Origin of the sequence: Micromonospora sp. NBC_00362 (assembly GCF_026342155.1) — a bacterium.
Classification (GTDB): domain Bacteria; phylum Actinomycetota; class Actinomycetes; order Mycobacteriales; family Micromonosporaceae; genus Micromonospora; species Micromonospora hortensis.
The window spans coordinates 1,053,119-1,079,463 of sequence record NZ_JAPENH010000001.1 but is presented as its reverse complement, the minus strand read 5'-3'; the positions used below and the strand labels follow the sequence as shown (position 1 = coordinate 1,079,463).

The window sequence follows — 26,345 nt, the reverse complement described above, 5'->3', positions numbered from 1 at the left end:
CGGCCCCGCATCGTCTACCGTCGGCGCACACCCCCGAGCAGTGCCAGGAGCCGATCGATGAGCCGCTTCGTGCAGCCGGTACCACCCCCCGTCGACCCGTACGCCGGCGATGGCCTGCTGCGGTCCTGGCTGGAGCGTCACCTCGGCCCGGGCGGGCACGCCGCCGCGAAGGGCCGTCTCGCGGACCTGGCCGCCGACGTCATCGGGCCACTGCGCGCGGCGCACGCCGACGCGGAGGCGCACCCGCCGACGCTGGTCCGCTACGACCCGTGGGGTGCCCGGATCGACCGCATCGACACCTCCGCCGGTTGGCAGGCGCAACGCGCCGCCGCCGCCCGGCACGCCGTGGTGGCGCTGCCCTACCTGCCGGACGCCCGGGGCACCTGGGGTGCCGCCGCGCGGGTCGTGCAGCACGCCCTGCTGCACCTGTACGGGCCGGAGTCCGCGACGTTCTCCTGCCCGGTGGCGATGGCCGACGGGGCGGCGGCGCTGCTCAGCATGCCCGACGTCGACGCCACGGTCCGCGACGCGTGGCTGCCCCGGCTGATCTCCACGGACCCGGCCACGGCGATCACCAGCGGGCAGTGGATGACCGAGTCGCAGGGCGGCTCCGATCTGGGCCGCTCCAGCACGCTCGGCCGACCCGCGGCGGACGGTTCGTGGCGGCTGACCGGGGAGAAATGGTTCTGCTCCGCCGCCGACGCCGCGATGGCGGTGGCGCTGGCCCGGCCGGAGGGCGCCGGGCGGGGCAGCCGGGTGCTCGCCCCGTTCCTCGTTCCCCGGTACGCGGTCGACTCACCGCTGGCCGACGGCGCGGCGCCGGGCGCACCCGCGCCGGGTGTCACAGTGCACCGGCTCAAGGACAAGCTCGGCACCCGGGCGCTGCCCACCGCCGAGATCGGCCTGCGCGACGCGTACGCCCTCCCGCTGGGTGACCCGGCGGTGCCCGGTCTGGTTCGGGCGATGACCCTGGTCGTGGTGACCCGGGTGCACAACGCCGCGGCGGCGGCCGGCGGAATGCGACGGGGTCTCGCCTACGCCCGCGCGTACGCCGAGGTGCGGCACGTCGCCGGCGGCCCACTGGTGTCCTCGCCCCTGCACCGGGCCACCCTGGGCACCCTCGCCGTCGACGCTGCGGGCGCGTTCGCCCTCGCTGGGCACGCCTTCGCCCTGCTCGGGCGGGTCGAGGTCGGCGCCGACCCGGAGGCCGCGGCCGAGCTGCGCGTCGTGGCGCCGTTGGCGAAGCTGGCCACCGGCCGGCTGGCCGTCAGCTCCGCCAGCGAGTACGTGGAGAGCTTTGGCGGGGCCGGTTACGTGGAGGACACCGGCGTGCCCCGGTTGCTGCGCGACGCCCAGGTGCTGCCGATCTGGGAGGGCACCACCAATGTGCTGGCCCTGGATGTGCTGCGCGCGCTGACCCGGGAGGACGCCGGGGCGCCGCTGCTGAGCCGGCTGACCGCCGCCGTCGACCTGGCGCGGCCGCTGTCGCCGGTGTTGGCCGACACCCTGGCCGCCGCCGCCACGCAGTTGCGGGAGACCATCGCCGCGGTGACCGTCGACCCGGTTGCGTCGGCGGTGCTCGCGGGCGCCCGCGGTCTGGCGTTGCGCCTGGCGTACGCGCTGACCACCGCGTTGCTCGTCGAGCACGCCGCGTGGGGCGACGAGCAGGCGGAGTTGGCCGCCCGGCTGTGGGCGCGCCGCTGGCTGCGGCACGAGGAGATCGCCGAGGACGCCCACCACCACCTCGACCTGCTCTGCTGACCGGCCGGCGCGAGCGGACGGGTAAGCGCCCATGTCGGTGCTGATCGAGCTGGGTGACGACCGGGGCGCGCCCCTGGAGGAACACCCGCCTCCACCGCAGGTGTCCCGCCGGTGGTGGGTGGCGGTGCTGGTGGCGGCCTGTGTCCTGCTCGGTGGTTCCGCCCCGCCCGTGCGCCTGACGCCTCAGGTCGGGCCGGCGGTGCCCGCCCGGGCGACAGTGCTCGGCGCCGGGCCGCTGCTGCTGGTCGTCGACCCCGAACCGAACCCGCCGACGCTGAGCGCCTACGACTCGGCCGCGCCGGACGGCCCGCCGCGGTGGCGGGTCACAGTGCCGCCCGCCGCCGGGTGGTCCGCGGAGGTCGCCGGTGACCTGTTGCTGCTGGTCGAGCGTGACCAGGCGCTCGGGGCGCGGGTGACCACCGCGCGGTCGTTGCGTACCGGCCAGCCGGTGTGGCGGCGACCCGAGCGCGTGTACGCGGCCGGAAACGAAGCGGTCGCGGTGCGCGAGGTGCGCAGCGCCGCCGAACCGGGTCGGCGGGTCGAGGGCACGGTGCACGGCGTCGACCCGGGCACCGGCGCGACCCGGTGGTCGGTCCCGCTGCCCTCCACGGCGGTGCTGCGAGCGCTGCCCGGCGTGCCCGGGCGGGTGCTGCTGGTGCAGGACGACGGGTTGGTCCGGGTGCTCGACGCCCGTGACGGCACCGAACGCGGGCGGGGACAGCTTCCGCCGGCCGACTACGGCCCGGACAATCCGCAGCTCGTCGGCGCGCACCTGGTGCTACGCCACCCGAACGGCGGCGCGGTCGCGCTGACCGGCTACGACCTACCCGGGCTGATGCCGCGCTGGCGATCGCCGGCGCAGCCGGGTGAGCTGATCCTGCGGCCCTGCCAGGGTCTGCTCTGCGGGCAGGACGAGCAGGGACGCTGGGCGATCGACGCGGGCACCGGGGCGCGGGTGTGGACGTGGCCGGCCGGGGCGCGCTGGCGCACCGTGGGGGGCCCACGGGGCACCACGGAACCCCTGGTCGTGCTGGGTTTGGCGGCGGACGGCAGGCGCTCCCTGGTCGCGACGGTAGGGCGTGAGGGTCATCGGGTGTCCGCGGTGCTCCCGGCGGGTGTGACCGACTGCCGCCGGGTCGGCGCCGGGCTGATCTGCCGCGACGGCACGGCCCGCGTGACGTTCTGGCCCCTCGACGTCCCCTGACCTCTACTCGCGGGGCGAAGTTGTCGGCCCCCGCCGGCATACTGCCGGCGTGACAGCCTCTGCCGACCTCGCGATGGTCAACCTCGACAGTTCCGATCCCGCCGGCCACGCCGCGTTTTACCACGAGGCGCTGGGCTGGGAGGTCACCCACAGCCAACCCGAATACGCGATGATCAGCTCCGGTGGCGTCTCCATCGGCTTCGGGCTGGTCGAGGGATACCGACCACCCTCCTGGCCGGACCAGACCGGCGACAAGCGCTACCACCTGGATCTTTACGTCGACGACCTGGCCGCGGCGGAGGAGAGGTTCGTCGCCGCTGGGGCGTCGAAGCCGGCATTCCAGCCCGGCGGCGAGCGGTGGGTGGTGCTCCTCGACCCGATCGGGCAGCCGTTCTGCATCTGCCCCCGCCCGCAGAGCTGAGAAGAGCCCGCCACAACGACAGAAGGAATCAGCATGGCCGTCACTCTCGTCAACCCGGACGGGTTACCGAAACCGGACGTCTGCCGCTGATCGACAACCCGACGTCGGGCGGGTAGCGCTCAGCCGCGACGACGTGACCGGGCCGCCCACACCGCGTAGGCCGGGTCGCGGTCGAGGTTGTGCCGGTCCCGGTCGTAGCGGCGGGTGGTGCGCGGGTCGGCGTGGCCCATGGCGTCCTGGACGTCCTCCAACGGCACGCCCTCCGAGCGGGCCGTGGTGGCGAAGGCGTGCCGCAGTGAGTGTGGGGACAGCTTCGCCCAGGCTGGGATGCCGGCGGCGCGGGCGAGCCGACGGACCATCCGGAACACCGAGTGCCGGTCCAGTCGGGCACCGCTGGCGGTGACCAGCAGCGGGCCGGTGAGCTGTGGCACCGGCACGCCGGTGGCGGCGGCCCGCTGGGCCAGGTAGGCGTCCAGGGCGTGCCCGGTGCCGGGGGTGAGGGCGCGGCGACGTTGTTTGCCGCCCTTGCCGATGAAGCGCACGCTGCGGTGGCCGCGTTCGGTGCCGAGGTCGGTCAGGTCCAGCGAGATCAGCTCCCCGACCCGCAGGCCCAGGTCGGCGAGGAGCGCGAGCGCCGCCCGGTTGCGTACGGCGGTCGCGCCGGTGTCCGCGTCGGCGGCGCTGAGCAGGGCGTCCACCTCTTCGGGGGTGAGCCCGACGGTGACGGAGTGGTCCCGGTCGACACGGGGGCGGTCGGCGCCGGAGACCGGGTTGGCCGGCACAGCGCTCAGTTTGACCAGGAAGTCGTACCAACTGGACAGCGCCGAGAGTCGACGCGCGACGGTCGCCGGGGTCAGTGGGCGGCCGCTGCGGGCGCCGACGCTGCTCTCCAGCGCGCGGGCGTACTCGTTGACGTGCAGGAACGTGGCCCGCAGCGGGTCGAGGTCGTGATCGGCGCACCAGCGGAGCCAGCCGGTGACGTCGCGTCGGTAGGCGTCGCGGGTGTGCTCGGACAGCCGCCGGTTGCGCAGCCACGCCTCGGTGACCTCGACCGGCCCGCTCGGCAGCGCCGGTGGCGCGGACGGGCGGGCGAGCACCGGAGCGTCGGAGAACACCATGTGAAAAAGGCTCTCAGTCTTGGGTGGGATCGGCCTGCAGGCGCGCCGGTCCCACCCGTTACCGTGTCGAATCAGGCGTTGATCTCTCGCCGGGCGCCGCCGTTGGCCTGGATGGTCACCCGGCGGGGCTTGGCACGCTCGGCGACCGGGATGCGCAGTGTCAGCACCCCGTTCTCGTACCCGGCTTCCAGTTTGTCGGTGTCGAGCGTGTCGCCGAGGAACAGCTGTCGGGTGAAGGTGCCCATCGGGCGCTCGGCGGCGACCAGCTCGACGCCGTCGCCGACGGGCCGGCGACGCTCGGCGCGGACGGTGAGCACGTTGCGCTCGACAGTGCAGTCGATGGTGTCCGGATCGACGCCGGGAAGGTCGAACGCCGCGTAGAAGTGGTCACCGTCGCGGTAGGCGTCCAGGTGCATCGTCGCGGGACGTGCCGCCGTACCGAAGAACTGCTCGGCGAGCCGGTCGATCTCGCGGAACGGGTCGGTACGCATCAACATGGTCATACCTCCTCGGTTCTCCTGGCCGAAGGTAATGAGTTGAGCCGGGTTGACTCAACTTCCTCTTCTTATTTAGCGCGTCCGCGCGCCGACGTCAACCGCTCCGGACAGCCGCTTCTCAAACCAGTGTTCGGCGTAGGGGCCCCGCGAGTACGCCGGGATCTCGGCGTAGCCGTGCCGGGCGTACAGGGCGCGGGCCTCGACCAGGTCGTGCCGGGTGTCGAGCCGGATCCGGTCCGCCCCGGCCGCGCGGGCCTGCTCCTCGACGGCGGCCAGCAGCGCCGCGCCCCCACCGGCGCCGCGGTGCTCGGAGCGGATGAACACCCGGGTCAGCTCGGCCCAGCCCGAATGCCAGCGCAGCCCGGCGCAGCCGGCCAGGTCGGGGCCGTGGTGGGCGAGCAGGAGTAGCCCGCCCGGCGCGGTCAGGTCGTCGCTGGGCAACTCGGCCAACGCCGCGTCGACCTCGCCGGGCACTGCCGGGCGACGGTGATAGCGAACCACCATCTCGGTCATGTACTCGCGCAGCAGCAGCACCGCGTCGGGGTGCTCGGGCCGGCTGGTGCTGGTCGTCCAGGTGGGCCGGGCGGTAATGGTCACCTGTTGATCATCACCGCCCGGTCAACGGCTTTATCCGGTCGCCCCGGTTCGCGTACCCGGGGTCGCCGGGTCGCCGACCCGGAGCAGCGGCCAGTCGGCCAGGTCCCGCAGCAACTGCCGGTCGTGGGTGGCGACGACGACGGCGGCGCTCGTCGCGCGGATCGCGGCGGTCAGCTCGTCGGCCAGTGTCGACGACAGGTGGTTGGTCGGCTCGTCGAGCAGGATCAGCGTGGGCCGCCCGGCCAACACCAGTGCCAGGTCGAGGCGGCGCTGCTGCCCCTGCGACAACCGCCCGACGGGCGTACGCGTCGCGGCGGAGTCCAGCAGCCCGAGCGATCCGAGCGACACGGCCTCGGCGGGGGGCAGCACCCCACGCGACACCAGTCGTCCCACCTGGCCGGCGTACACCTCGTCGGCGGTGAGATCGGAGGCCTGCCCGGCGGCCTCCTGGGTGAGCCGGGCGACCCGGGCCTCCCTCGCCGTCCAGGCGTACCCGTGGGTGGGTTCGAGCGCTCCGGCGAGCACCGCGAGCAGTGTGGACTTCCCTGCGCCGTTGGGCCCGGTGACGAGCAGCCGGTCGCCGCCGTCGATGGTGAGGTCGACCGGGTTGGCGAGCCGCCCGTCGACGGCGACGCCCTGCGCGCGTACCTGCGGCGCGCCCTGCCGCACGCCGAGGTCCGGCATTCGCAGCGTCGGCGGTGGTTTCGGTACGTCGATCCGGTGTGCCTGGAGCGCGTCCTGCTGCCGGTTCAGGGCCTGCACGACGCCCGGCGCGCGGGACTGGCGCTGGTGCTTGCCGGTCCCCTTGTCCGGCCGCCAGCCGGTGGAGAGGCGGTCGCGGGCCTTCGACACCGCGTCCTGGAGTCGTCGACGCTCGGTCTGTTGCTGCTCGTACTCCTGCTCCCAGTGCTCCCGATCGCGGCGCCGCGCGTCCTGCCAGGCGTCATAACCGCCGGCGTAGAGCCGTGCCTTCGCGTCGTGGGTGGGGTCGAGGTCGAGGAACCGGTCCGCGACGTCGCGCAGCAGCGCCCGGTCGTGGCTGACGATCGCGAGACCGCCGTCGTGCTCGCGGAGACGGCGGGTCAGGAAGTCCAAGCCGTCGGCGTCGAGGTGGTTGGTCGGCTCGTCGAGCAGCAGCACGTCGTGGCGCGCGCCGAGCAGGCACGCCAGCCGCACCCGGTAGCGCTGGCCCACCGACAAGGTCGCCAGGGGACGGTCGCGGTCGGTGCAGGCGCCGAGGGCCTCCAGTGCCACGTCGACGCGACGTTCGGCGTCCCACGCGTCGAGGCGGGTGGCCGCGTCGAGCGCGGCGGCGTAGCGGTCCTCGGCGCCCGGATCGCCAGCGGTCAGGGCGAGGGTCGCCTCGTCCAGCGCGGCGAGGGCGGTGAGCGACGCGGCCAGCGCCTCGGACGTGAGGGTGCCGACCGTCTCGCCGTCGCGGGTGGGCAGTTCCTGGCGGGCCAGGCCGATCGTGCCGGCCCGCTGCACGGTGCCGTCGTCCGGCGTGATCAGCCCGGCGAGGACGTGCAGCAGTGTCGTCTTGCCACGACCGTTCTCGCCGACGACCGCCACCCGCGACCGGGCGGAGACGGTGACCGAGACGTCGGTCAGGACGCGACGGGACCCCCGGGTCACTGTGACGTCGGTGGCGCGCACGTGTGCGCTGCCGGCCTCGACGGGCCGGGACATGGTTTCGGGGTTCGGGGTGAGGTTCAACGGTGCTCCGCAGCTCGCGATGGAGCCGGGCAGCAGCTGATGGCCGCCCGGCGGGAACCGGGACGGCGAGCGCGAATTCAGCAGAGGAAGGGCGCCGCCGTCAGCGGGCGGAGCGGACCTTCTGCGACCAGATACCTCGTGCCATGACGGCGATGCTAGCAACCTCGGCGCATCAACTCCCGAGGATTTCGCCCACCCGGTGGTCAGCGCGACACGAGGTGGGCGGGGGGAATAGCAGCGGGCCGCCTACCGGCGCGGGCGGGGCCGCAGGGCGATCAACGCGACCGCCAGTGCCACGTGAGTCGCGTCGAGGGCGAGCCTGGCGCCGCCGGTGCCCTCGACGCCGAGCACGGCGACGAAGGACAGCACGGTCGCGCGGCGGACGATCAGAGCAGCTGGTAGACGCCGTGCTCGCGGGTGAGCAACTGCTCGTCGATCAGATACCGGCGCAGCGTCGCGTGATCCGACCCGCCTGCGGCGCACCACGGCTTGAGCGCGTCGTCGACGGCCCGCTCCGGATAGCGGGTGCCCGGCTCGAACGACTGCTCGGCGATGTGCGCGAGCACGACCCGCCGTCGACCCCGCTGCGCCGGCAGACTCACCAGGACGCCCGCGCGCAGGAAGGTCCGCAGCACCGGGTCGACGCCGGGCTCGGCGTCGACGGCCGGGCCACTGTCGCGCGCGGCGGCCCGCAGCGACGCCTCGTCGGGCGCGAGCGCGCCGTCCGCGCCGGTGACGAGGCCCGCGTCGGTGAGCCGGCGGACCCCGGTGAGCACCACCCGCGCCGGCAGGCCGGTCCGCTCGGCGACCTCGGTCGCGCTGGTAGCACCCAGCACGATCGCCGCGAAGATCCGTCGCCGTCCGTCGTCGGCCAGGGCCCCGGCCAGCACATGCGCAGTCACGCCGGTCACCCTCGCATCAGCGGTACGCGGACCGCCAGGCGATTTTTGGCCCTCTCAGTCGGTCTGCGGCTGTTCGGCGACGAGCAGCACCCGGCGCAGCAGGTCGGAGAGGTGTCGCCGCTCGGTCGCGGTGAGCGCGCCGAGCAGGCGGTGCTCCTCGGCGCCCTGGACCTCCATCGCCCCGCGCCACGCTGCCCGACCCGCCTCGGTGAGTTCCACGTCGACGCGTCGACGGTCGACTGTCGACGGAATCCGGCGGACGAAGCCCCGCCGTAGCAGCGTGTCTACCCGGGCGGTGATCGAGGCGGGGGCCATCGTGAGGTCCGCGGCGAGGTCAGAAGGTGCGGCCCGGCCACCGCGACCGGCCAGGGCGTGCAGGGTGTCGTACTCGTGGGCCGGCAGGTCGAGGTCGACCAGGACCCGCTCCTTGACGGCCCGCAGATGCCGGGTCAGTCGGATCATCCTGGTCACCGCCCCCTCGACGTCCGCGTCGAGGTCGGGCACCACGGGCAGCCAACGCTCGATGTGCCGGTCGACGACGTCCGGAGTGGTGGTCACCGCGCCAGCTTACCTCAGCGCCGAAATATTCGTTGCCGAAATATTCGTTGCCGAAATATTCGATGTCGAAGTATGTTGTGGGCATGGCTCACCCACTGCGCAACCACTCCTTCCGGCTGCTGTTCCTGGGTCGCACCATCTCCGCTCTCGGCGACGCGGTGGTGCCCGCCGCACTGGCGCTGGCCGTGCTGCGGGCCACCGGCTCCACCGGCGCGCTGGCCGTCGTCCTCGCCGCGGCGGTCGTCCCCAGGCTGGTCCTGCTGCCGTTCGGCGGCGTGGTGGCCGACCGGTTCGACGCCCGCCGGGTCGCCCTCCTGGCCGACCTGGTCCGCTGCGCGACGCAGCTCGCGGTCGGCGTGGAGCTGCTCGGCGGCGACCCGTCACTGACCGCCGTGGTGGTGGCGTCCGCGCTCGGCGGCACCGCCTCGGCGTTCGCCATTCCGACGGCGTCCCCGCTGGTCGCCGGCACCGTCGAACCGGCCGACCGGCAGCGGGCCAACGCCCTGATGGGGATCACCGCAAACACCAGCCGCCTCGCCGGCCCGGCGCTGGCCGGCGCGCTGGTCTGGGCCGCCGGACCCGGCTGGGCGTTCATCCTGGACGGCGCGTCATTCGCGCTCAGCGCCATGCTGCTCGCGCTGGTGCGGGTCCGCCACGTGCCGGTGCCGCGCCGTTCCGTCCTCGCTGACCTGCGACACGGCTTCGGCGAGGTACGCGCCCGCGACTGGTTCTGGACCAGCCTGCTCGGGCACGGCGTGTGGAACGGCGCCGCCGCCGTGTTGATGACCCTCGGGCCGGCCGTCGCCATCGACCGCCTGGGTGGCGAGACGACCTGGGTGCTGCTGTTGCAGGCCGGCGCGATCGGGATGCTCACCGGATCGCTGCTGGCCGGGCGGGTCCGGCTGCACCGGCCGGTGCTGCTGGCCAACCTCGGGCTGGCCTGCTACGCCGCCCCGCTGTTCCTGCTCGCCGTCGCCGCGCCCGCCCCCGCGGTGATCGCCGCCTACGCGGTGGCGCTGACCGCCCTCGGCTACCTCAACCCGGTGTGGGAGACCGTCGTGCAGCACCACTTTCCGCCGGAGGTCCTGGCCCGGGTCACCTCGTACGACTGGCTGGTGTCGCTGGGCGCCATGCCGCTGGGCTACGCCCTGGCGCCGTTGGCCGCCGACACGTTCGGCGCACCCGTCCCGCTGGCCGTCGCGGGCCTGCTGGTCCTCGCCGCCTGCGCGGGTACCGCCCTCGTGCCCGGCGTACGCCGACTCACCTGGCCGGCGACCCCGCAATCGCAACCGGCCGACCCCGCTGCCGTCCGTTGATCAGTTCGAATGTCGATGGGTGGGTGAGCGACGGCCGGGCCCACCCACGACAAAGGCTCCCGGCCAGCGCCGGGAGCCTTTGTACGATGTGGTTGGTCAGCCGGCTTTGCGGGCCATCGCGACGAAGCCACGCCACGACCGTGGGCTGAACGTCAGCGTGCCGCCGTCGCGGTCCTTCGTGTCACGGACCAGGACCACGCCCGGAAGGTTGTCGGCAACCTCGACGCAGTCACCGCCGTTGCCGCCGCTCTTCGTGCTCTTCCGCCACCGCGCACCGGTCATGTCCATGATGCTGCCGCTTCTCTGAGAAGTTCCAACGAACACCCTCGGGGCAGGGCCTCGCCGCGAATACGCTCCCACCGTCGTTCCAGGCTAACAAGATCCGACGTTTGATCGAGGATCTGCGCCTGTGCCGCGCTGTCGACGTGCGCGACCCGTGACCCGTCCGGCATGTCGGCGATGGTGAACGGTCCGTCGAGCCCGGGGTAGCTGGGCGCGTCCGTCGGGACGATGTGGAGCTGCACGCTGCCCGTCTCGGCGTGCCCGAGCAGGCGCGCGAGTTGCACAGCCATCAAGGTGCGGTCGTCGCCGACACGCCGCCTCAACACCCCCTCGTCCAACACGGCGATCAGCAGCGGGCCGCCTCCCCGGCCGATGATCGCCTGCCGGTTGATCCGCGCCTCGGCGAACTCGGCGACCGCCTCCGGTGTCAGCACCCCACCGGCCAGGGTCGCCCGGGCGTACGCCTCGGTCTGCAGCAGCCCAGGCACCCACGCGAGTTGGAACGACCGCAGTGTCACAGCCTCGCGTTCGAGGTCGACCCACGGCCGGAACCACACCGGCTCACGGCGACGGACCACGTCCGGCCACAGCGCGTCGGCGTCCTTTGCCAGCAGCCCCGCCACTGTCGCACGGTGGCGGCTCTGGGGAATGTGCCCCGGGTTTGCCCACCTGGCGACGGTCTTCGGGTGCACACCGAGCTGACCTGCGAGGCTCTCGGCGGTGTGACCCGCCGCGGCCAGCGCCGCGACAAAGGCGTGGTTCATGCCGTCCCTCCCCGGGAACAAATCCGCTGCTCCGAGAAGATTAGTTAACGCTGTGTGTTTGTCCAGCAACCCCCGGCACAGTGCGGTGTAGACGGTGCTGCGACGAGGAGGAGAAGCTGTGCGGAACGAAGTACGAAGCGCTCTCAGAGCCGGAGACGTGGTCCTGTTGACCGCCGCCGCGAGCGTCCCCACACCGGTTCGACGGTGCGCGACAGTCGGGGTCGGCTGATGCCCGAGCGTCCGAAGCACTCCCCGTTGCGCCCGTCGTGGCGCTGCCCGGTCTGCGGCACCCTGTGGCCGTGCTCGGCCGCGAAGCTGCGCCTGCTCGGCGAGTACCGCGAGGATCGGCCGGGTCTGTTGATCCACCTGGCGAAGGTCCAGGAGGAAGCCACCGACGATCTCACCAAGCTCAACCCGGACGTCGCGCTGCCCGATCTGACCCCGCGTTTCGTCGGCTGGGCAGAGGCCCGCTGAGCTGTCGTCAACCACCTCCGCGGGTCGGTACGAGTCAGCACGATGCGGGAGACTGACGGCGTGACGACAGGCCCCGGGATGAGGCCGGCCCGATGAGCCGACCATTCAGGATCGTCGTCGCCGTGCTCGCCGCGGTGGGCGCCACCCTGATGTACCTGGGGGTCACCGCCGAGGTCAACTCCATGTCGGGGCCGATCACCGTCACGCGGACCGCCGTCGACTTCCGGACCCTCGTCGCGAAGGGGGTTGTCTTCTTCGCCCCCCTCGACCCCATGACCGCCCCGATGATGGACGCGGTGACGCCGCTGATCCGCTGGGTCGTGATCCTGCTGGTCGGGGTTTCGACGTACCTGGCCTGCGGCCTGGTCACCCGGCGGACGCACCCGTTCGTGGCGGCGATGGTCGGCGCGGCCGCGGCCCTCACCGCCACGGCGGTCGGGGACCTGCTCTGGTGGGCCACCCTCGTGGTCCGCGTCCACACCGCCCCCACCGGTTGGTACGCCAACGAGGCACTGGACCATTCCACGCTCCTCGCCAGCGCACACCTGACGCTGACCGGCTGGACGTCCGACGCCCTCTTTCTCGGCTGCCTGTTGGCGGGCACGAACGCCTCCCTGGTGGGCTGCGCCAGCCTGGCGATACTGCTGCTGGACCGGCTCAGGACTAAGACCGACGAAGGTGACGGCGAGGCTCAGGCCCGGGTTGCCGACAGCGCGCCAGCGGCCCGCGTTCCGCTCTTCGGCGACGTGCGAGGACGCGGCCCGAACCTTGCCCTGGCCGGCGTTCTTCCGGTGCTGGTGCTCATGCTGATCAACGGCACCCAGGCGGTGTGGGACAGCTACTCGGGGAGAGGTTTCCTGGCGTTGCTGTCTGTGTTCCTGTCCCGCCCCGCCCTGTCCCCGCCGCCACGCACACGCGATGACGTGGAGTACCGGCTGACCCACGAGATCGATCCGAATCCCCTGTCGATGGACCTCTGGGCGCACAGGTCGGTGCTCGCCCTCGCCCTGTTGGTGGTGCTGTGGCTCCTGCTCTGGGCGCTGGTCGGCGGCCTGCCGAATTCCGGGCACCGCCTCGGGCTCGTCGTGGTCTGTTGGGGTGCCACGATCACGGCGTCCGCGTTGACAGCGACGTCCGATGTCCTCGTCGGCTGCGCCATCTCGGACTCCCCTACCGGGTGTGCCCCCTGGGAGTCCCTGGGCCTGCAGTTGACCTCGGCGCTGCGGTTCGGCGCGGCCTGGGGCTGGCTCGTCGCGCTGCCCGTGCTGCTGGCCCGTCGGCTCCTCGACACCGACACGTCCATCGATACGCAGGAGACTCCGGCCCATGAGTCCACGTAACAAGCCCCCGCGTCGCCGTAAGGGCGTCACCGCGGCCGCGCCGCCCCCCGCGCCGGCAACCATCGCCTGGTGGAAGCGTCCCGTCACCTGGCTGCTGACGATCGTGGTCGGTGCCGTCGCCACCTGGCTCGGCGCCGTCGTCCTCGGCGCGATCAACCAGTGGAAGCCCGCGAACGAGCTGGCCGAGCAGTTGGCTGGCCGGGGGCCGGTCGTCGTCCTGGACCTCAAACACGTTCCCTACCCACAGGAGGGCGCGCTCGACTACGTCTACCCCGCCGGCGCCGACCTGGCTCGCCTGGACGCCAAGCGGCCGGACGACCCGACCGTCGAGGCCGGCGCCGTCGACATCGAACGGAGCACCTGGGAAATCACCCTCGTCGGCACCCGGGACGAGGCCGCCGAGGCCGTCGACCTCCGGCCCGTCCTCGTCGAGCCCTGCCGTCCCCCACTCACCGGGATCCAGGAGCCCAACGAATCCCAGGGCGACTCCAAGAAGATCGTCCTCGTGACACACGTGGATCGGCCGAATCCCCGCATGCTCGTCGACGACCCGGATGGCGAGGACGCCGGTGCCCCGTTCTTCGCCAGCCACAAGATCACCTTGCCCAAGGGTGAGAAGAACGTCATCCAGGTACGAGCGCTCAGCGCCAAGCAGCACTGCCGATGGCGACTGGAGCTGGACTACCTGGCCGACGGACGACGCCAGACGATGGTGATCTCGGCGCCCGGCGACAAGCCGTTCGAGGTGACCGGGCGCGCTGACGACTCGGCCTACACCTGGGTCTACCTCAGTCCGTTCAACGGTTGTCGGGCCAAGGACGGCACCGAGACCGATCGGCTGCGCATCACCGGCCCCGAGTACGCGCAGATGGTGCGCGACGGGCGCAGCTGCCCGTACTGACCGCTGGCCGTCCACCACCCGCGCCACCCGGATCACCGGCCCTCCACCGGGTCCGACCCGGGCAGAGTTGCCGGACCGGTAAACCTCGCGAGCCCACCCGGTGTCTTGCTGGTTGACGAGGCCGGGAGGTCAGATGAGGGATTCGCGCGGGGCGGAGTTCGACGACTTCGTTCGCTCACGGTCGGGGGTGCTGTTGCGGGTTGCCTTCCTGCTGACCGGAGACCGGCACGCGGCGGAGGACCTGCTTCAGGAGGTGCTGGAGCAGATGTACGTGCGTTGGCGTCGGGTGCAGAGCAGCCCGGAGGCGTACGCGCGACGTGCGCTGGTCAATCGGTCGATCAACCGGTGGCGGTGGCGTTCCCGGCGTCCGGAACAGTCGCTGGGCGACCACGACGGGGTTGCCCGGGACCACGCCGACGTGGTGGCGGTTCGCGAGCTGGTCGTCGGGGCGCTGCGGTCGTTGCCGGCTCGGCAGCGGGCCGCTGTCGTGCTCCGTTACCTGGAAGACCTGCCGGTCGTCGACGTCGCGGCGGCGATGGGCTGCTCCGAGGGCGCGGTGAAGAGTCACGCCTCCCGTGGGTTGGCTCGGCTGCGAGAGGCGCTGGCCGGATCGAACCTCGTCATGCCCATCACTGGACCCGGGAGTTCGCGATGACCATGAACGACAGTGACGTGCGCGGCATCCTGCACCGCGCGACGGATGACCTGGTCAGCCCACCGGGCCTGCTCGCTGAGGTGCGTCGGGGTGGGCGGCGGCGGGTGGTGCGCCGGCGAGCCGTGTTGGCGGCGGTCTGCGCGGTCGTGGTGGCCGTGCCCGTGGCTGGCGTCCTCGACCTACCCGGCAACGCCGGAGATGCTCCTGTCGCGTCACCGCTGCTCGACCAGCCCACTCGCGGTGATCTGGCCGCCGACGAGGGATACCTGCGGCAGGTCCGCCAGGTGTGGCAGCGCCGGATCAAGGAGGTCGGAGATCGGACGCGCGGCGAGCCGCACGTGGTGTGGGCAGGAGGAACGCCTGCTGGCCCGGCCGCCTACGTCGCCCACGCCACCGCACACGGCACGACGGTGGGGTTCGTCGAACCCACAGCCGGCGGCCCGCGCGTCCGCACCCTGACGCAGGCCACCGACAGCGAAACAGACGGCCTCGAGCAGGCAGTGCTGCTCGGACCGCAGCGCGACGTGCTCCTTGTGCTGGACTTCGGGCAACCGGTGCAGTTCTCCCCGCAACTGCGGTACAAGCCAGATGGCAAGGTCGAGCGAACCTTCGAGCCGGTGGCATTCCAGGACGGTGCGGCGGTGTTGTCGGTGTCGCCGCAGCGCACGAAGCTCACCGTCGCGCTCTCCAGGATTCCCGTTGGACGGCAGAACGTGATTCACATCGACGGCACGAGCGAGATCTACTTCCCCGACAACAAGGATCGGCCCGCACCACCGCTTCTTCGCCACACGTTGCCCGGCGCGGAGCAGGTCTGGGGCACCGACCCGGCTGCCAAAGAGGTGAACGCGCCGACGGAAGCCCTCGCCGAATACATCGACCCGGTCGGAGCGCACACGCACAACGGCTCTCCCCTCCTGTGGGTCTACGGGGCAACCCCCGATGGCCAACGGCTCCTCGTGGAAACCGTCCAGTACGACGACGACCCGTCCCGCGTCATCGCACTGCTCGCCCGCAGGTACCTTCCGTTCGAGGCGGTGGCCAGCACGACCGCGGACTGGTCGGCACCCCTACCCGTGCGGCTACGACTGCCCGACGACCAGGGCGTTCTCGTCGCCGCCGAGGGGTCAGCGCTGAGCTACCGGGTCGGCGACGGCCAGTGGCAGGACGCCGGCCGCAACGCGGCGCTCCTGCCCGCGACCGCGACCGAGGTACGGGTCACCGACGACAACGGGACCACCACCAACGTCCCGGTCGCTTCCTGAATCAGCTCCCCAGCAATGGTAAATAGCGCGCTCACCGACGCGGTGATGGCTACCTTCACCTACGGGCTGGTCGGTGAACGGTGTCACCCGGCGTGTGTATCGGCGGCACGACGCCTCACCGCAACCCTTGACGACAGGGGAAGGTCGAGATGTCCGGCGCAGCGTTCGCCACGGCAGGCGCTGCGCCGTTGCGTCCCACCCAGCTGCTTCGCCGCAACAGGCCGTTCCGAACGCTCTTCTCGGCACGGCTCGTCTCGTACGCGGGCGATTCACTCAGCCTTGTCGCACTGATCTTCCACGTCGCCGAGACGACGGGTAAGGGGCTGGCAGTCGCGCTTCTGCTCCTTGTCGGGGACTTCGCTCCGTCCCTGTTGGGTCCCTTCACCGGTGCCCTCGCCGATCGGCTCAATCTGCGACGGTTGATGGTCGTCTGCGAACTCATCCAAGCTGTGGTCCTGCTGGTCATCGTGCTGACGATGCCCTCGCTGCCGGTGCTGCTGGCACTCGTCGCGATTCGCGCCACCGCCTCGCAGCTCTTCCAACCGGCGTCTCGGGCGGCGGTGCCCGCACTGGTCGGTGACAGTGGCCTGGAAACCGCCAACTCCACCCTCGGGTTCGGCTCCAACGCGGCGGAGGCGGTCGGCCCCCTGCTCGCCGCAGCCCTGTTCCCGCTGGTCGGACTGCGTGGCGTGCTGCTCGTCGACGCCGTGTCGTTCCTGGTCTCGGCCGTGCTGCTCGCGACGCTCCCCTCACTTCCGCCGGCCACCGGCGATGGGCACCAGCCGTCCCTGCTGCGACAGGCCAGAGCGGGCATCGGTTATCTGTTGAGTGTTCCGACGGTGCGGGTGATCTTCCTTGGCTTCACCGCTGTGGTCGCCTTCAACGGGGTCGACGACGTGGCCCTGGTGCTGTTGGCCCAGAAGACCTTCCACGTCGGTGAATCCGCTGTCGGGCTGCTGCTGGGCGCTGTCGGTGTCGGACTGGTGGCCGGATACACCATGTTGTCCAGATGGGGCTCGCGGGCATCGATGCCGCTGCTGCTGATCGCGGGCTTCGCCGTCAGCAGTGTCGGCAACCTGCTGACCGGGCTCGCCTGGGCCGTCGCCGCCGCGATCGGGCTGCAAGCCGTCCGTGGGTTCGGGTTGGCGGCCATGGACGTCGCCTCCAGCACGCTGCTGCAACGTACGGTGCCAGCGGGAATGCTCGGCCGGGTCTTCCGCAATCTGTACGGTGCGATCGGGGTCGCCGCCGCGACGTCCTACCTCGCCGGTGGTGTCCTGTTGGACGCCACGTCCGCCCCGGTGACCCTGATGGTCGCGGGCATCGGCGGGCTGGTGGCTACCGGAGTCGTCGCGTTGCGACTGCCACGGGCGATCCGACGGGCCGACGAGGATGGTGCGACGCCGACGACGACGCCACCCGCGCCGACAATCTGATCAGATCGGGCCGTCGGTGCGCAGCCGTGCGTGCAGGTGCATGTCGTGCCAGCCGTCGGAGTGGCGAACCGACCCGCGGGCCACGCCCTCCTCGGCGAAGCCGGCCCGCGTGGCCAGCCGGCACGACGCCGCATTGGCCGTCGAGTGCTCCAGGGCCAGCCGGTGCAGACCGGCCCGCGTGAAACTCCACCGGGTCAGGGCGAGCAGCGCCTCGGTGGCGAGACCCTGGCCGCGCGCGGCGGGCACCAACCAGTACGACAGCTGCGCCGACGCCTCGACCAGCAGCACGCCCCGCAACCCCACCTGACCCAACGGCCGGTCGTCGGCGTCGACGATCGCCCAACTGGCCGACGTCTCGTCATGCCAACGACCGACCCACTGCGCCGTCCACGCCCGCGCCTCGTCGTCGCCGTCCATGCGGCGGACGTGCCACCGCTGGATCCGCGGACAGTCGAAGGCGGCCCGGACGGCCGGAGCGTCGTCGTCGCGCCACGGCCGCAGGGCCAGCCCGGGTCGTACCGGAAGGTGGGGTTGCTCCTGGGCGGCGAGGCTCCCGGCGGGCAGGGCTGGTGCGACGAGCAGCGGCATCAGCCCATTATCGGGCCGACGGCCTCACTCACCGGTCGGGCCGCCCGCGAGTTCGGCGACGACGTCGAGGTGACCCAGGTGACGGGCGTACTCCTGCACCAGGTGGAACAGCACCCGCTCCAGCGACGCCGGGTCCGCGCCTCTCCAGCGCGGGCCCGGCGCGCCGATCTCGGCCAGGTCGTGCGCCGTCACCACGGCCGTGGTGTGCGCGCCCTGCGCCCGCAGCGCCGCCACCAGATCCGCCCGGGTCTCGTCGGGGGCGACGTACCAGCGGTCGTCGCGACGGTCGCCCCACGGCTCGGCGACGTCCCGGCCCTGGAAACCCCACTCGATCCAGCGCAGCTCGACGTGGCGCAGGTGGGTGAGCAGCTCCAGTGGGGTCCACCCGGACGGCAGCCGACTGCGCCGCAGTTCCGGCTCGGCCAGCGCCGACACCTTGGCCACCGCGGACTCGCGGAAGTAGTCCAGGTAGCGCAGGAAGACCTCGGTGCGGCTGCCGGCCGGGTCGGTGGGCTCAGGGAACGAGGTCATGATCCGGCCGGCAGGTCACGGCCGCGCTGACGCACCCCGGCAGCGCCGTACGGGTAGTCGCCCACCAGCGGGGCGCTCGCCTCGTCCAGCAGCCGCATCTGCTCGGCGTCGAGGACCAGGTCGGCGGCGGTCAGGTTGTCGTCGAGCTGCTCGGTGGTCCGCGCGCCGAGGATCACCGAGGTGACCGCCGGTCGGGCCGCCAGCCAGGCCAGCGAGACCGCCGACATGGACACGCCACGGTCCTCGGCGATCTGGCGGACCGCGTCGAGCACCCGCCAGGTGCGCTCCTCGGCGTTGCGACCCGCGTACGCCTCGACGCCGCGCTGCGGGTTCTCGCCGAGCCGGGTCGCGCCGGTGGGCGTGGTGTCGCGCTGGTACTTGCCGGTCAGCCACCCGCCGCCCAGCGGTGACCACGGCAGGATGCCGATGCCCTCGTTCTCGCAGACCGGCACCAACTCGAACTCGATCTCCCGGGCCAGCAGGTTGTACTGCGGTTGCAGGGTCACGATCGGGGTGAGGTTGAGGTGCTGGGTGAGCAGGGCGGCCTTCTGCAACTGCCAGCCGGTGAAGTTGCTGACCCCCGCGTAGCGGATCTTGCCGGCGCTGACCGCGTCGTCGAAGAACCGCAGCGTCTCCGGCAGCGGGGTCAGCGGATCCCAGGCGTGCGCCTGGTAAAGGTCGACGGCCTCGACGCCGAGTCGGCGCAGGCTGGCGTCCAGGGCGCGGGTGAGGTGCACCCGGGACAGGCCGGCGTCGTTGGTCCCCGGGCCCATCGGGAACCGGCCCTTGGTGGCGATCACCAGGCGGTCACGCAGGTCGGGTCGGCTGCGCAGCCAGCGCCCGATGATGTCCTCGGAGACGCCGGTGGAGTAGACGTCAGCGGTGTCGATGAAGGTGCCGCCGGCCTCGACGAACCGGTCCAGTTGGGCGAAGCTGCCGGCCTCGTCGGTCTCCGCGCCGAAGGTCATCGTGCCCAGACACAGGGTGGACACCACGGTGCCGGTCTTGCCCAGAGTGCGATAGCGCATATCGTCCTTTCGGTCCGAGTGACAAAGCTGATCTTCGCACCCGCCTCGGCCACCCGCATTCGGGACAGTGCCGAACGCCGGTTGGGGCACCCACGCGGCGACGCCGCAGGTCATCATGAGCGGGTGAGCGAGCCCGCGATCGAGATCGACCGACCTCAGCGGCCGACCCAGTCGCCGCCGTCGGGGCGGGCGCCGGAGCCCGGCGCTCGTACCCGTGGCCCGTGGCTGGTGGCCGCCGCGACCACCGTGACGCTGCTGCTTCTCGCGGGCCGTTACGGCTATCACCGCGACGAGCTGTACTTCCTGCTCGCCGGTCGGCACCTGGACTGGGGCTACGTCGATCAGGGGCCCCTGGTCCCGGTGCTGGCCCGGCTGCTCGACACGATCGCCCCGGGCAACCTGGTGGTGCTGCGGACCCCGTCGGCGGTGCTGGCCGGCGCCGCGGTGCTGCTGGTCGCCGCCATCGCCCGGGAGCTGGGCGGTGGCCGGGTCGGGCAGCTCTTCGCGGCGGTGCTCGCCGCGCTCTCCGGCATCGTGCTCGCCAGTGGTCACCTGCTCAGCACCACCACCGTCGACCTGCTGGTCTGGTTGGTCGCGGCGTGGTGTGCGGTGCGGTTGCTGCGCACCGGTGACAGCCGGTGGGCGCTGGGCATCGGGCTGGCGCTCGGTGTGGGCATGCTCAGCAAGCTGCTGCCCGCGCTGCTGGCCGTCGGCCTGGTCGCCGGAGTGCTCATCGCCGGGCCGCGTCGACTGCTGCGCGACCGGTGGGTGCTCGCCGCCGCCGGGATCACCGTGCTGCTGGCCGCGCCGAATCTGATCTGGCAGGCTACAAACGGTTTTCCGCAGCTCGGCGTTGCCGGGTCCATCTCCGACGGTGACAGCTCCTACAGTGGCCGCCTTGAGGCCTTCACCCTCCACTTCGTCATCATCAGCCCGTACGCCGTACCGATCTGGATCGCCGGCCTCGTCGCGCTGCTTCGCCGACCGGCGTGGCGGGCCTACCGGGCGGTGGGCTCGGCGTGGCTGGTGGTGGTCGGCGTCGTGCTGATCGCCGGCGGCAAGGGTTACTACGACGCGCCGCTGTTGCTGGTCCTCACCGGCGCCGGCGCGCTGGTCACCGTGGCGTGGGCCTCGCGCGGGTCGTTCTGGTGGCGTCGGGGGTTGCTCGCGCTGGGCGTGGTGCCGTTCCTGCTGCCCAACGTCGTGCTGCTGCTGCCGGTGCTGCCCGCCGACCGGTTGCCCGGTTTCGTGGTCGACGTCAACTACGACGCCGGCGAGACGATCGGTTGGCCCGAGTTCGCCGACTCTCTCGCGGTCGTCCATCGTGGCTTGCCGCCGCAGGAGCGTTCGCGGGCGGTCGTCCTCACCGGCAACTACGGAGAGGCCGGCGCGGTGGCCCGCTACGGGCCGGCCCGGGGTCTGCCCCGGGCGTACTCGGGGCACAACAGCATGGTCGACTTCGGTCGGCCGCCCGCCGACGCGGACGTGGTCGTCGCTGTCGGCTGGGAGCGCCCCGACCAGCTCACCACCTGGTTCGAGCAGTGCACCCTCGCCGGGCGGGTGGACCAGCGCGTCGAGGTCGACAACGACGAGAACGGCGGCCCGATCCACGTGTGCCGGGGGCTGCGGCGTCCGTGGGCGCAGATCTGGGACACCGAGGTACGCCACACCGGCTGACAGTGCTCACCCGGCTGCGCCGGGTCGGGGTCAGGCTCCGCCGGTCAGCCAGGCCTGGATGCCGACCAGGGCCTCGGGGCCGGAGGTGGCATCGACGTCGCGGGCGAGATCGGCGATCGTGACCGCGGCGAGCGCCTGGTGCCACGCGGCCTCGGCCGCCCACATGGCGCGGGACACCGGACACGGCGTGGTGCAGGCGTCGGCCGGTGTCGCGAACGGGCCGCGCTGGCGGATCTCGGTGCAGACGAAGGCCGGGCCGGGCCCGTCGACGGCCCGGACCACGTCGAGCAGGGTGATGCTCTCCGGTGCGCGGGTCAGCACGTAGCCGCCCGACTTGCCCTGCACGGAGTGGACCAGGCCGGCGCGAGCGAGCGCCTGGAGCTGCTTGGCGAGGTAACTGCTGGAGACGTCGTGCAGCTCCGCCAGCTTGGCCGCCGGAACGGGCGTGTGGCTGACGGTGAGCACCACGCAGCAGTGCAGCGCCCACTCGACCCCGCCGGACATCTTCATGACGTCACCCTAGTCACCCCGATACTCGGACTCATTGTGTCCGAGTATAGTTACTCGGACAAGGAAGGTCCGAGTAACTGCTGAACCTCAGCAGTCGGACCACGCCGTCACGGGAAGGTGCATGACATGAAGATCGCCGTACTGGGCGGGACCGGCCTCATCGGGTCGCAGGTCGTCAAGATCCTGCAGGCCGCGGGGCACGAGGCGGTGCCGCTCTCGCCGTCCACCGGAGTGGACCTGCTCACCGGGCAGGGCCTGTCCGACGGGCTCGCTGGCGCCGAGGTCGTCGTCAACCTGACGAACTCGCCGACCTTCGACGAGGCCTCGCCCGCGTTCTTCCAGACGACCATGGACAACCTGCTGGCCGCAGCCGCTCGCGCGGGCGTCGGCCACGCGGTGATCCTCTCCATCGTCGGCGTCGACCAGGTGCCCGACCTGGACTACTACCGCGCCAAGAGCCTCCAGGAGGAGATCCTCACGGCCGGTCCGATTCCGTACTCGATCGTCCGCGCCACCCAGTTCTTCGAGTTCATCGAGTCGATCCTGTCCTGGACGGCCGACGACACCACCGTCCGCCTGCCCAGCACGCCGGTACAGCCGATGGCCGCCGCCGACGTGGCGCAGGCCGTCGCCGAGGTCAGCATGGGCGGGCCGCTGCGCGGCATCCGCAACGTCGCCGGGCCCGATGTCTTCGCCCTCGACGAGCTCGGGCGGATCACGCTCGCCGCCGGTGGTGACCAGCGCACCGTCACCACCGACAACGGCGCGGGCATGTTCGCCGCCATGTCCGGCGACGTCCTCATCGCAGGCGACGACGCCGTCATCGCGCCGACCTCCTACCGGGAGTGGCTCGCGCGCCGGGCCTGACTGGGCACACCCCGCGTCTCGCGGCGGCGATCGACCGCCGCCGCGACGCGCGGGTACGGCGATACCGCGCTCTCGGCCGTATCCAGTTACTGGCGCGTCCCACCCTGCGACGTGCTGGTCCCGGCCCGCCACTCGTGCGCCAGGATCGCGAAGACGAGCTGGTCGGCCCACTCCCCCCGAAACAGGTAACTCTCGACGTGGCGTGCCTCCTGCCGCATGCCGAGTCGCGCCATCAGCCGGGCCGACGCCGTGTTGCGACAGTGGCAGCGCCCGTAGACCCGGTGCGCCGGTGTCCGTCGATCGGCGCCCGGGCGCCGGGGCAGCAGCAGCGGGCTCGCGAGGATCACCAGCCCCGCGACCGTGATCGCCGTACGTGGGCTGGTGGCCTGCGCGAGCAGCCCACCGAGCGCGCTGAGGGTGGCGATGGCCGCGCTGCTGCCGATCGACCAGGCAGAGAGGGTACGGACGATGCGATCCTTCGGAGTCTGTTGAAGGCGGTAGGTGGCGAGCACCGGGTTGTACAGGCTCATGCTGATGATGATCGCGAACTCGACGGCGATCACCGTGGCGAGACCGACCACGCCGGGTTGGACGAACGCGAGGCCGATCAGCCAGATCGCGCGCAGCGTGCCCACGGTGCGGATGATCCGGTGTTGGCCGTGCCGAGCCACCACCCGACGGGCCAGGCGTGACCCGATGAGGCCGCCGACGCAGGGTAGGGCGAAGGCGAGGCCGTACTGCCAGGGCGGAAAGCCCAGCTCGCCGAGCAGGAGCACTGCCAGCAGCGGCTCGGTGGCCATGATCAGCCCGGCGACGAGCAAATGGTTGAGGTAGAGCGCCCGCAGACCGGGGTGGGTCAGCAGGTGCCGCCAGCCGTCGAACAGCTCCCCGGCCCGGACCCGGCCTGCGCCGGTGCGCCGGGGGTGGTCTTCGTGGCCGCGGATGGCGGTGAGGCCCACCGCGGAGAGCAGGTAGCTGAGCGCGTCGGCCACGACGGTGACGACCGGCCCGAACAGGCCGACCGCCGCGCCGCCCAGCGGCGGCCCGAGCGCGATCGAACTCCAGGTCGTCGACTCGAACCGCGCGTTGGCCACCAGCAGGTCGTCCGGCCGCACGAGGGCCTTGAGGAAGGCGCCGCTGGCCGCGTTGAAGGCGATCTTGGTGGTGGCGAGCACGGCCGAGACGACCAGCAGCTGCCCGAAGCTGAGCCGGTCCAGCGCGTACGCGACGGGGATCGTCAGCAGGACCACGAACCGGGCCAGGTCCATCGCGATCATCACCCGCCGCTTGCGGTGGAACTCCACCCACGGCCCGAGCGGCCACGCGATCAGCGCGCCCACCGCCGGCCCCAGCGCGGCCAACACGGACACCTGGGCGGGGCTGGCCCGCAACACCAGCACGGCGATCAACGGCAACGCCCCGAATCCCAGCCCCGAGCCGTAGGCGCTGACCGCGTACGACGCCCACAACCAGCCGAACGGCCGTCCCAGGGAACGTCTCGTTGACAAGCCCACACCTCCCGCTCCCGACAACTTGCCGTTGACCGGTGTGATCACAGCAAGGCCGGGGACCATGGATCAAACAACCGCATGGGCGGTGAGCCACAACCAGACGTTGTGTCAGTAGGGTTCGGCGGGTGAATCTCGACGCCGTCCGCACCTTCGTCGCCGCCGTCGACGCCGGCCAGTTCCAGGACGCCGCCACGGCACTGTCGATCACCCAGCAGGCCGTCTCCAAGCGCATCGCCGCACTCGAGAAGGACCTCGGGGTACGGCTGTTCACCCGCACCGCGCGCGGCACCCACCTCACCGTCGACGGTCAGACGTTCCTGCCGCACGCCCGCGAGCTGCTGCGGGCCGAGGCACGCGCCGACGCCTCCGTACGCCCCGGCCGCCGGGCACTGCGCGTCGACGTGCACAGCCGACGGATCGCACCGGCGGTGCTGCTGCAGGACTTCCACCGCGCGCATCCCCGCATCGAGCTGGACGTCGTCACCCTCGACGCCGACGTTCACGCCGCGATGGCCGCCGTCGAGGCGGGAACTGTCGACGCCACCTTCCACGCCGTCACCGTCGCCGCACGCCACCTGCCGTCCGCCATCAGGACCACGCGCGTGATCGACGAGCACCACGAGTTGCTGGTCGGCCCCCGCCACGCGCTCGCCAACGCCCGCACCGTCACGCCCGCACAACTTGCCGACCACCGCATCTGGATGCCCGGCATGGCCCCCGGCACCGAATGGGCCGACTACTACGACGAACTCGCCGCCGCGTTCGGCCTCACCATCGACCTGGTCGGACCGGTCTTCGGCAACGAGGCGCTGCTGGCCGAGATCGCCGACTCCACGGAGCTGGCGACCCTCGCCGGCGAGCGCACCCGGTACCTCTGGCCGGACAGCTACGACCTCCGACGCGTGCCGGTGCGCGACCCGGCCCCGATCTATCCCATGTCCCTCATCTGGCGCGACGACAACCCGCACCCCGCGCTGGCCGCGCTCCGCGACCACCTCGGCTCCCGACGGGTGCGGGCACCCGGCACCGAGGTCTGGCTACCGGCATGGGCGCACCTCAGCTAGCCAGGTCGGCGGCCACCTGATCGTCGTGACGGCGGCGGGCCCTACCAACCGCAGCCATGTGGTGCTCAGCCCAGGCGCGTACCGCTGCCAGCGGTGCGTCCAACGAGACACCCAGATCGGTCAGGGCGTAGTAGACGCGTGGGGGCACTGTCGGCTCGACGCGGCGGGTGACCAGGCCGTCACGGCGCAGGCTCTGCAAGGTCTGCGAGAGCATCTTGTGCGACACCCCGGGCGTCCGGCGGCGCAGCTCGGCGAACCCGAGTTCGCCCGGATGGACCTCAGCGAGCACCTTGATCAGCATCGACGTCCACTTGTCGCCGATTCGGTCGAGCAGCTCCCGGGTCGGGCAGGCCGGGCTGAAGAGATCCCCGGTTACCTCCAGCTCACCAGGTGTCGGTGAAGTGCCGTCTTGTCCGATCATTCGCCACTCTCCATGATTGAGTAGGTAACCGATGGTAACCGGTAAGGATGAGATGGAAATACGACGGATCCCAACGAATGGCACCGAGCTGAATGTGGCGCTGGACGGTGCCGGCCCGCCGGTGCTGCTGATGCACGGTTGGCCGCACACCTGGCAGGTGTGGGGCTCCGTCCTGCCGCTGATCGCCAGCCGGCGGCGGGTCATCGCGCCCGACCTACGCGGGCTCGGCGACAGCGCCCACGCGGCAGCTGGCTTCGACGCCGCGACCGGTGCCGACGACATGCTCGGGCTGCTCGACGCACTCGGTTTGGACCGGGCGGATGTGGTGGCCCTCGACGCCGGCGTGCCCGCCGCCTTCCTGCTCGGCGTACGGCACCCGACCCGCGTCCGCCGACTGGTCCTCATGGAGGCTGTGCTGCCCGGCCTGCCGGGCGGATTCGCCACGCCGCCGTGGTGGTTCGGCTTCCACTCGGCCCCCGGGCTGGCCGAGACGGTGCTGGAGGGTCACGAGGGCGAATACCTGGACTGGTTCCTCACGGCGGGGACCTACGAGCGCCGGGGCGTGCCGCCGGAGATCCGGGACGCGTTCGTCCACGCGTACACCGGCCGCGAGGCACTGCGCCGCGGTTTCGGCTACTACCGGGCGGCGGAGCAGAACGCGGCAGCGATCCTCGCGGCGGGACGGCTGACCGTGCCCACCCTCGCCGTCGGCGGCAACACGGTCGGCGACCTCCTGCACCACCAGTTGGCCCCGGTCACCGACGAGTTGACGGGAACGCTCGTCGCGCGCAGCGGCCATCTCGTTCCGCTCGACCGTCCAGACGCCGTTGCGGAGCTGATCCTCGCGTCCCACGACGCCAGCGGCACCGAGCACCGCGACGGTCTCTCCCGGCCGTAGGCCCGCTCGCCAGGACAGCGGTAGCCACACCGCGAGCCCGGCG

At 72.1% G+C, this 26,345-nt stretch carries 29 protein-coding genes; 14 read left to right on the top strand and 15 right to left on the bottom strand.

The genetic code is table 11. From position 1 onward, the window contains the following. The first annotated feature begins 57 nt into the window (after nucleotides 1-57). Genes OG992_RS04760 through OG992_RS04750 form a run of 3 tightly spaced genes read left to right on the top strand, consistent with a single transcriptional unit; the run spans nucleotide 58 to nucleotide 3,386 of the window. Nucleotides 58-1,761, top strand: coding sequence for an acyl-CoA dehydrogenase family protein (locus OG992_RS04760; protein ID WP_266302496.1), 1,704 nt, complete (start codon nucleotides 58-60; stop codon nucleotides 1,759-1,761). Between the two features lie 31 nt (nucleotides 1,762-1,792). After that, nucleotides 1,793-2,965 (top strand): PQQ-binding-like beta-propeller repeat protein, encoded by a 1,173-nt coding sequence (locus tag OG992_RS04755; protein ID WP_266302495.1) that lies wholly within the window; start codon nucleotides 1,793-1,795, stop codon nucleotides 2,963-2,965. A 49-nt stretch (nucleotides 2,966-3,014) separates the two neighbouring features. Beyond that, nucleotides 3,015-3,386, top strand: coding sequence for a VOC family protein (locus tag OG992_RS04750; RefSeq protein ID WP_238685629.1), 372 nt, complete (start codon nucleotides 3,015-3,017; stop codon nucleotides 3,384-3,386). 119 nt (nucleotides 3,387-3,505) lie between these two features. Here OG992_RS04750 and OG992_RS04745 read toward each other — a convergent pair whose 3' ends face one another. The 7 genes from OG992_RS04745 to OG992_RS04715 form a co-directional block, all read right to left on the bottom strand. After that, the gene (locus OG992_RS04745; protein WP_266302494.1) at nucleotides 3,506-4,504 is read right to left on the bottom strand and encodes a tyrosine-type recombinase/integrase; all 999 of its coding nucleotides are present in this window, start codon (nucleotides 4,502-4,504) and stop codon (nucleotides 3,506-3,508) included. 71 nt (nucleotides 4,505-4,575) lie between these two features. Further along, the gene (locus tag OG992_RS04740; protein WP_238685962.1) at nucleotides 4,576-5,001 is read right to left on the bottom strand and encodes an Hsp20/alpha crystallin family protein; all 426 of its coding nucleotides are present in this window, start codon (nucleotides 4,999-5,001) and stop codon (nucleotides 4,576-4,578) included. 72 nt (nucleotides 5,002-5,073) lie between these two features. Continuing rightward, a complete protein-coding gene (locus OG992_RS04735; protein WP_238685627.1) occupies nucleotides 5,074-5,598 on the bottom strand; it encodes a GNAT family N-acetyltransferase in 525 nt (174 codons plus the stop codon). 30 nt (nucleotides 5,599-5,628) lie between these two features. After that, a complete protein-coding gene (locus OG992_RS04730) occupies nucleotides 5,629-7,314 on the bottom strand; it encodes an ABC-F family ATP-binding cassette domain-containing protein (RefSeq protein WP_266302493.1) in 1,686 nt (561 codons plus the stop codon). A 246-nt stretch (nucleotides 7,315-7,560) separates the two neighbouring features. Continuing rightward, the gene (locus tag OG992_RS04725) at nucleotides 7,561-7,683 is read right to left on the bottom strand and encodes a hypothetical protein (RefSeq protein WP_266302492.1); all 123 of its coding nucleotides are present in this window, start codon (nucleotides 7,681-7,683) and stop codon (nucleotides 7,561-7,563) included. A gap of 17 nt (nucleotides 7,684-7,700) precedes the next feature. After that, nucleotides 7,701-8,216, bottom strand: coding sequence for a DUF2087 domain-containing protein (locus OG992_RS04720; protein ID WP_238685625.1), 516 nt, complete (start codon nucleotides 8,214-8,216; stop codon nucleotides 7,701-7,703). A gap of 54 nt (nucleotides 8,217-8,270) precedes the next feature. Beyond that, on the bottom strand, nucleotides 8,271-8,774 hold the full coding sequence (locus tag OG992_RS04715) for a MarR family winged helix-turn-helix transcriptional regulator (RefSeq protein ID WP_238685624.1): 504 nt from the start codon (nucleotides 8,772-8,774) through the stop codon (nucleotides 8,271-8,273). Between the two features lie 83 nt (nucleotides 8,775-8,857). On the opposite strand from OG992_RS04715, the gene OG992_RS04710 reads away from it, so the two are divergent. Beyond that, a complete protein-coding gene (locus OG992_RS04710; protein ID WP_266302491.1) occupies nucleotides 8,858-10,090 on the top strand; it encodes an MFS transporter in 1,233 nt (410 codons plus the stop codon). A 96-nt stretch (nucleotides 10,091-10,186) separates the two neighbouring features. On the opposite strand, the gene OG992_RS04705 is transcribed toward OG992_RS04710, so the two are convergent. Together OG992_RS04705 and OG992_RS04700 are read right to left on the bottom strand one after the other, a co-directional pair. Continuing rightward, nucleotides 10,187-10,378 carry a DUF397 domain-containing protein gene (locus tag OG992_RS04705; protein ID WP_238685622.1) on the bottom strand — a complete coding sequence of 64 codons (192 nt, stop codon included), beginning with the start codon at nucleotides 10,376-10,378 and terminating at the stop codon, nucleotides 10,187-10,189. Beyond that, a complete protein-coding gene (locus OG992_RS04700) occupies nucleotides 10,369-11,136 on the bottom strand; it encodes a DUF5753 domain-containing protein (protein WP_266302490.1) in 768 nt (255 codons plus the stop codon). The genes OG992_RS04705 and OG992_RS04700 overlap by 10 nt, the downstream gene beginning before the upstream one ends. A gap of 228 nt (nucleotides 11,137-11,364) precedes the next feature. Between OG992_RS04700 and OG992_RS04695 the strand changes: the two genes are divergently transcribed. From OG992_RS04695 to OG992_RS04670, 6 genes are all read left to right on the top strand, one after another. Then, nucleotides 11,365-11,610: a flavin reductase gene (locus OG992_RS04695; RefSeq protein ID WP_266302489.1), complete on the top strand. Its 246-nt coding sequence runs from the start codon at nucleotides 11,365-11,367 to the stop codon at nucleotides 11,608-11,610. Between the two features lie 92 nt (nucleotides 11,611-11,702). After that, the gene (locus OG992_RS04690; protein ID WP_266302488.1) at nucleotides 11,703-12,950 is read left to right on the top strand and encodes a hypothetical protein; all 1,248 of its coding nucleotides are present in this window, start codon (nucleotides 11,703-11,705) and stop codon (nucleotides 12,948-12,950) included. Continuing rightward, nucleotides 12,937-13,851, top strand: coding sequence for a hypothetical protein (locus OG992_RS04685; RefSeq protein ID WP_266302487.1), 915 nt, complete (start codon nucleotides 12,937-12,939; stop codon nucleotides 13,849-13,851). Before OG992_RS04690 ends, OG992_RS04685 begins: the two co-directional genes overlap by 14 nt. 133 nt (nucleotides 13,852-13,984) lie before the next feature. Next, the gene (locus tag OG992_RS04680) at nucleotides 13,985-14,506 is read left to right on the top strand and encodes a SigE family RNA polymerase sigma factor (RefSeq protein ID WP_238685618.1); all 522 of its coding nucleotides are present in this window, start codon (nucleotides 13,985-13,987) and stop codon (nucleotides 14,504-14,506) included. Further along, nucleotides 14,503-15,771, top strand: coding sequence for a hypothetical protein (locus OG992_RS04675; RefSeq protein WP_266302486.1), 1,269 nt, complete (start codon nucleotides 14,503-14,505; stop codon nucleotides 15,769-15,771). The genes OG992_RS04680 and OG992_RS04675 overlap by 4 nt, the downstream gene beginning before the upstream one ends. Before the next feature lie 149 nt (nucleotides 15,772-15,920). Next, on the top strand, nucleotides 15,921-17,207 hold the full coding sequence (locus OG992_RS04670; protein WP_266302485.1) for an MFS transporter: 1,287 nt from the start codon (nucleotides 15,921-15,923) through the stop codon (nucleotides 17,205-17,207). Here OG992_RS04670 and OG992_RS04665 read toward each other — a convergent pair whose 3' ends face one another. The 3 genes from OG992_RS04665 to OG992_RS04655 are packed head-to-tail and all read right to left on the bottom strand — an operon-like array spanning nucleotide 17,208 to nucleotide 19,354. After that, a complete protein-coding gene (locus OG992_RS04665; RefSeq protein WP_266302484.1) occupies nucleotides 17,208-17,795 on the bottom strand; it encodes a GNAT family N-acetyltransferase in 588 nt (195 codons plus the stop codon). Between the two features lie 24 nt (nucleotides 17,796-17,819). Continuing rightward, nucleotides 17,820-18,326 (bottom strand): DUF664 domain-containing protein, encoded by a 507-nt coding sequence (locus tag OG992_RS04660; RefSeq protein ID WP_238685614.1) that lies wholly within the window; start codon nucleotides 18,324-18,326, stop codon nucleotides 17,820-17,822. Continuing rightward, nucleotides 18,323-19,354 (bottom strand): aldo/keto reductase, encoded by a 1,032-nt coding sequence (locus OG992_RS04655; RefSeq protein ID WP_266302483.1) that lies wholly within the window; start codon nucleotides 19,352-19,354, stop codon nucleotides 18,323-18,325. The genes OG992_RS04660 and OG992_RS04655 overlap by 4 nt, the downstream gene beginning before the upstream one ends. A 123-nt stretch (nucleotides 19,355-19,477) precedes the next feature. Here OG992_RS04655 and OG992_RS04650 point away from each other — a divergent pair, with 123 nt between their 5' ends. Then, the gene (locus tag OG992_RS04650; protein WP_266302482.1) at nucleotides 19,478-21,031 is read left to right on the top strand and encodes a glycosyltransferase family 39 protein; all 1,554 of its coding nucleotides are present in this window, start codon (nucleotides 19,478-19,480) and stop codon (nucleotides 21,029-21,031) included. Nucleotides 21,032-21,061: 30 nt separating this feature from the next. Here the strand turns inward: OG992_RS04650 and OG992_RS04645 are convergent, their stop codons facing one another. Beyond that, nucleotides 21,062-21,541, bottom strand: coding sequence for an Rrf2 family transcriptional regulator (locus OG992_RS04645; RefSeq protein ID WP_266302481.1), 480 nt, complete (start codon nucleotides 21,539-21,541; stop codon nucleotides 21,062-21,064). A 126-nt stretch (nucleotides 21,542-21,667) separates the two neighbouring features. Between OG992_RS04645 and OG992_RS04640 the strand changes: the two genes are divergently transcribed. Further along, nucleotides 21,668-22,408: an SDR family oxidoreductase gene (locus tag OG992_RS04640; RefSeq protein WP_266302480.1), complete on the top strand. Its 741-nt coding sequence runs from the start codon at nucleotides 21,668-21,670 to the stop codon at nucleotides 22,406-22,408. An 86-nt stretch (nucleotides 22,409-22,494) separates the two neighbouring features. Here the strand turns inward: OG992_RS04640 and OG992_RS04635 are convergent, their stop codons facing one another. Then, nucleotides 22,495-23,916, bottom strand: coding sequence for an MFS transporter (locus tag OG992_RS04635; protein WP_266302479.1), 1,422 nt, complete (start codon nucleotides 23,914-23,916; stop codon nucleotides 22,495-22,497). A gap of 128 nt (nucleotides 23,917-24,044) precedes the next feature. On the opposite strand from OG992_RS04635, the gene OG992_RS04630 reads away from it, so the two are divergent. Beyond that, nucleotides 24,045-24,983, top strand: coding sequence for a LysR family transcriptional regulator (locus OG992_RS04630; RefSeq protein ID WP_266302478.1), 939 nt, complete (start codon nucleotides 24,045-24,047; stop codon nucleotides 24,981-24,983). Here OG992_RS04630 and OG992_RS04625 read toward each other — a convergent pair. Continuing rightward, nucleotides 24,976-25,404, bottom strand: coding sequence for a helix-turn-helix domain-containing protein (locus OG992_RS04625; protein WP_266302477.1), 429 nt, complete (start codon nucleotides 25,402-25,404; stop codon nucleotides 24,976-24,978). The genes OG992_RS04630 and OG992_RS04625 overlap by 8 nt on opposite strands. Before the next feature lie 52 nt (nucleotides 25,405-25,456). On the opposite strand from OG992_RS04625, the gene OG992_RS04620 reads away from it, so the two are divergent. Next, nucleotides 25,457-26,302, top strand: coding sequence for an alpha/beta fold hydrolase (locus tag OG992_RS04620; protein ID WP_266302476.1), 846 nt, complete (start codon nucleotides 25,457-25,459; stop codon nucleotides 26,300-26,302). Nucleotides 26,303-26,345: the final 43 nt, after the last annotated feature.

Bases quoted from the DNA above. Each gene is read 5' to 3' on its own strand.
- OG992_RS04760 (WP_266302496.1), top strand. From the start codon at position 58: ATGAGCCGCTTCGTGCAGCCGGTACCACCCCCCGTCGACCCGTACGCC.
- OG992_RS04755 (WP_266302495.1), top strand. From the start codon at position 1,793: ATGTCGGTGCTGATCGAGCTGGGTGACGACCGGGGCGCGCCCCTGGAG.
- OG992_RS04745 (WP_266302494.1), bottom strand. From the start codon at position 4,504: ATGGTGTTCTCCGACGCTCCGGTGCTCGCCCGCCCGTCCGCGCCACCG.
- OG992_RS04740 (WP_238685962.1), bottom strand. From the start codon at position 5,001: ATGTTGATGCGTACCGACCCGTTCCGCGAGATCGACCGGCTCGCCGAG.
- OG992_RS04710 (WP_266302491.1), top strand. From the start codon at position 8,858: ATGGCTCACCCACTGCGCAACCACTCCTTCCGGCTGCTGTTCCTGGGT.
- OG992_RS04705 (WP_238685622.1), bottom strand. From the start codon at position 10,378: ATGGACATGACCGGTGCGCGGTGGCGGAAGAGCACGAAGAGCGGCGGC.
- OG992_RS04700 (WP_266302490.1), bottom strand. From the start codon at position 11,136: ATGAACCACGCCTTTGTCGCGGCGCTGGCCGCGGCGGGTCACACCGCC.
- OG992_RS04695 (WP_266302489.1), top strand. From the start codon at position 11,365: ATGCCCGAGCGTCCGAAGCACTCCCCGTTGCGCCCGTCGTGGCGCTGC.
- OG992_RS04690 (WP_266302488.1), top strand. From the start codon at position 11,703: ATGAGCCGACCATTCAGGATCGTCGTCGCCGTGCTCGCCGCGGTGGGC.
- OG992_RS04685 (WP_266302487.1), top strand. From the start codon at position 12,937: ATGAGTCCACGTAACAAGCCCCCGCGTCGCCGTAAGGGCGTCACCGCG.
- OG992_RS04680 (WP_238685618.1), top strand. From the start codon at position 13,985: ATGAGGGATTCGCGCGGGGCGGAGTTCGACGACTTCGTTCGCTCACGG.
- OG992_RS04675 (WP_266302486.1), top strand. From the start codon at position 14,503: ATGACCATGAACGACAGTGACGTGCGCGGCATCCTGCACCGCGCGACG.
- OG992_RS04670 (WP_266302485.1), top strand. From the start codon at position 15,921: ATGTCCGGCGCAGCGTTCGCCACGGCAGGCGCTGCGCCGTTGCGTCCC.
- OG992_RS04665 (WP_266302484.1), bottom strand. From the start codon at position 17,795: ATGCCGCTGCTCGTCGCACCAGCCCTGCCCGCCGGGAGCCTCGCCGCC.
- OG992_RS04660 (WP_238685614.1), bottom strand. From the start codon at position 18,326: ATGACCTCGTTCCCTGAGCCCACCGACCCGGCCGGCAGCCGCACCGAG.
- OG992_RS04655 (WP_266302483.1), bottom strand. From the start codon at position 19,354: ATGCGCTATCGCACTCTGGGCAAGACCGGCACCGTGGTGTCCACCCTG.
- OG992_RS04645 (WP_266302481.1), bottom strand. From the start codon at position 21,541: ATGAAGATGTCCGGCGGGGTCGAGTGGGCGCTGCACTGCTGCGTGGTG.
- OG992_RS04640 (WP_266302480.1), top strand. From the start codon at position 21,668: ATGAAGATCGCCGTACTGGGCGGGACCGGCCTCATCGGGTCGCAGGTC.
- OG992_RS04625 (WP_266302477.1), bottom strand. From the start codon at position 25,404: ATGATCGGACAAGACGGCACTTCACCGACACCTGGTGAGCTGGAGGTA.
- OG992_RS04620 (WP_266302476.1), top strand. From the start codon at position 25,457: ATGGAAATACGACGGATCCCAACGAATGGCACCGAGCTGAATGTGGCG.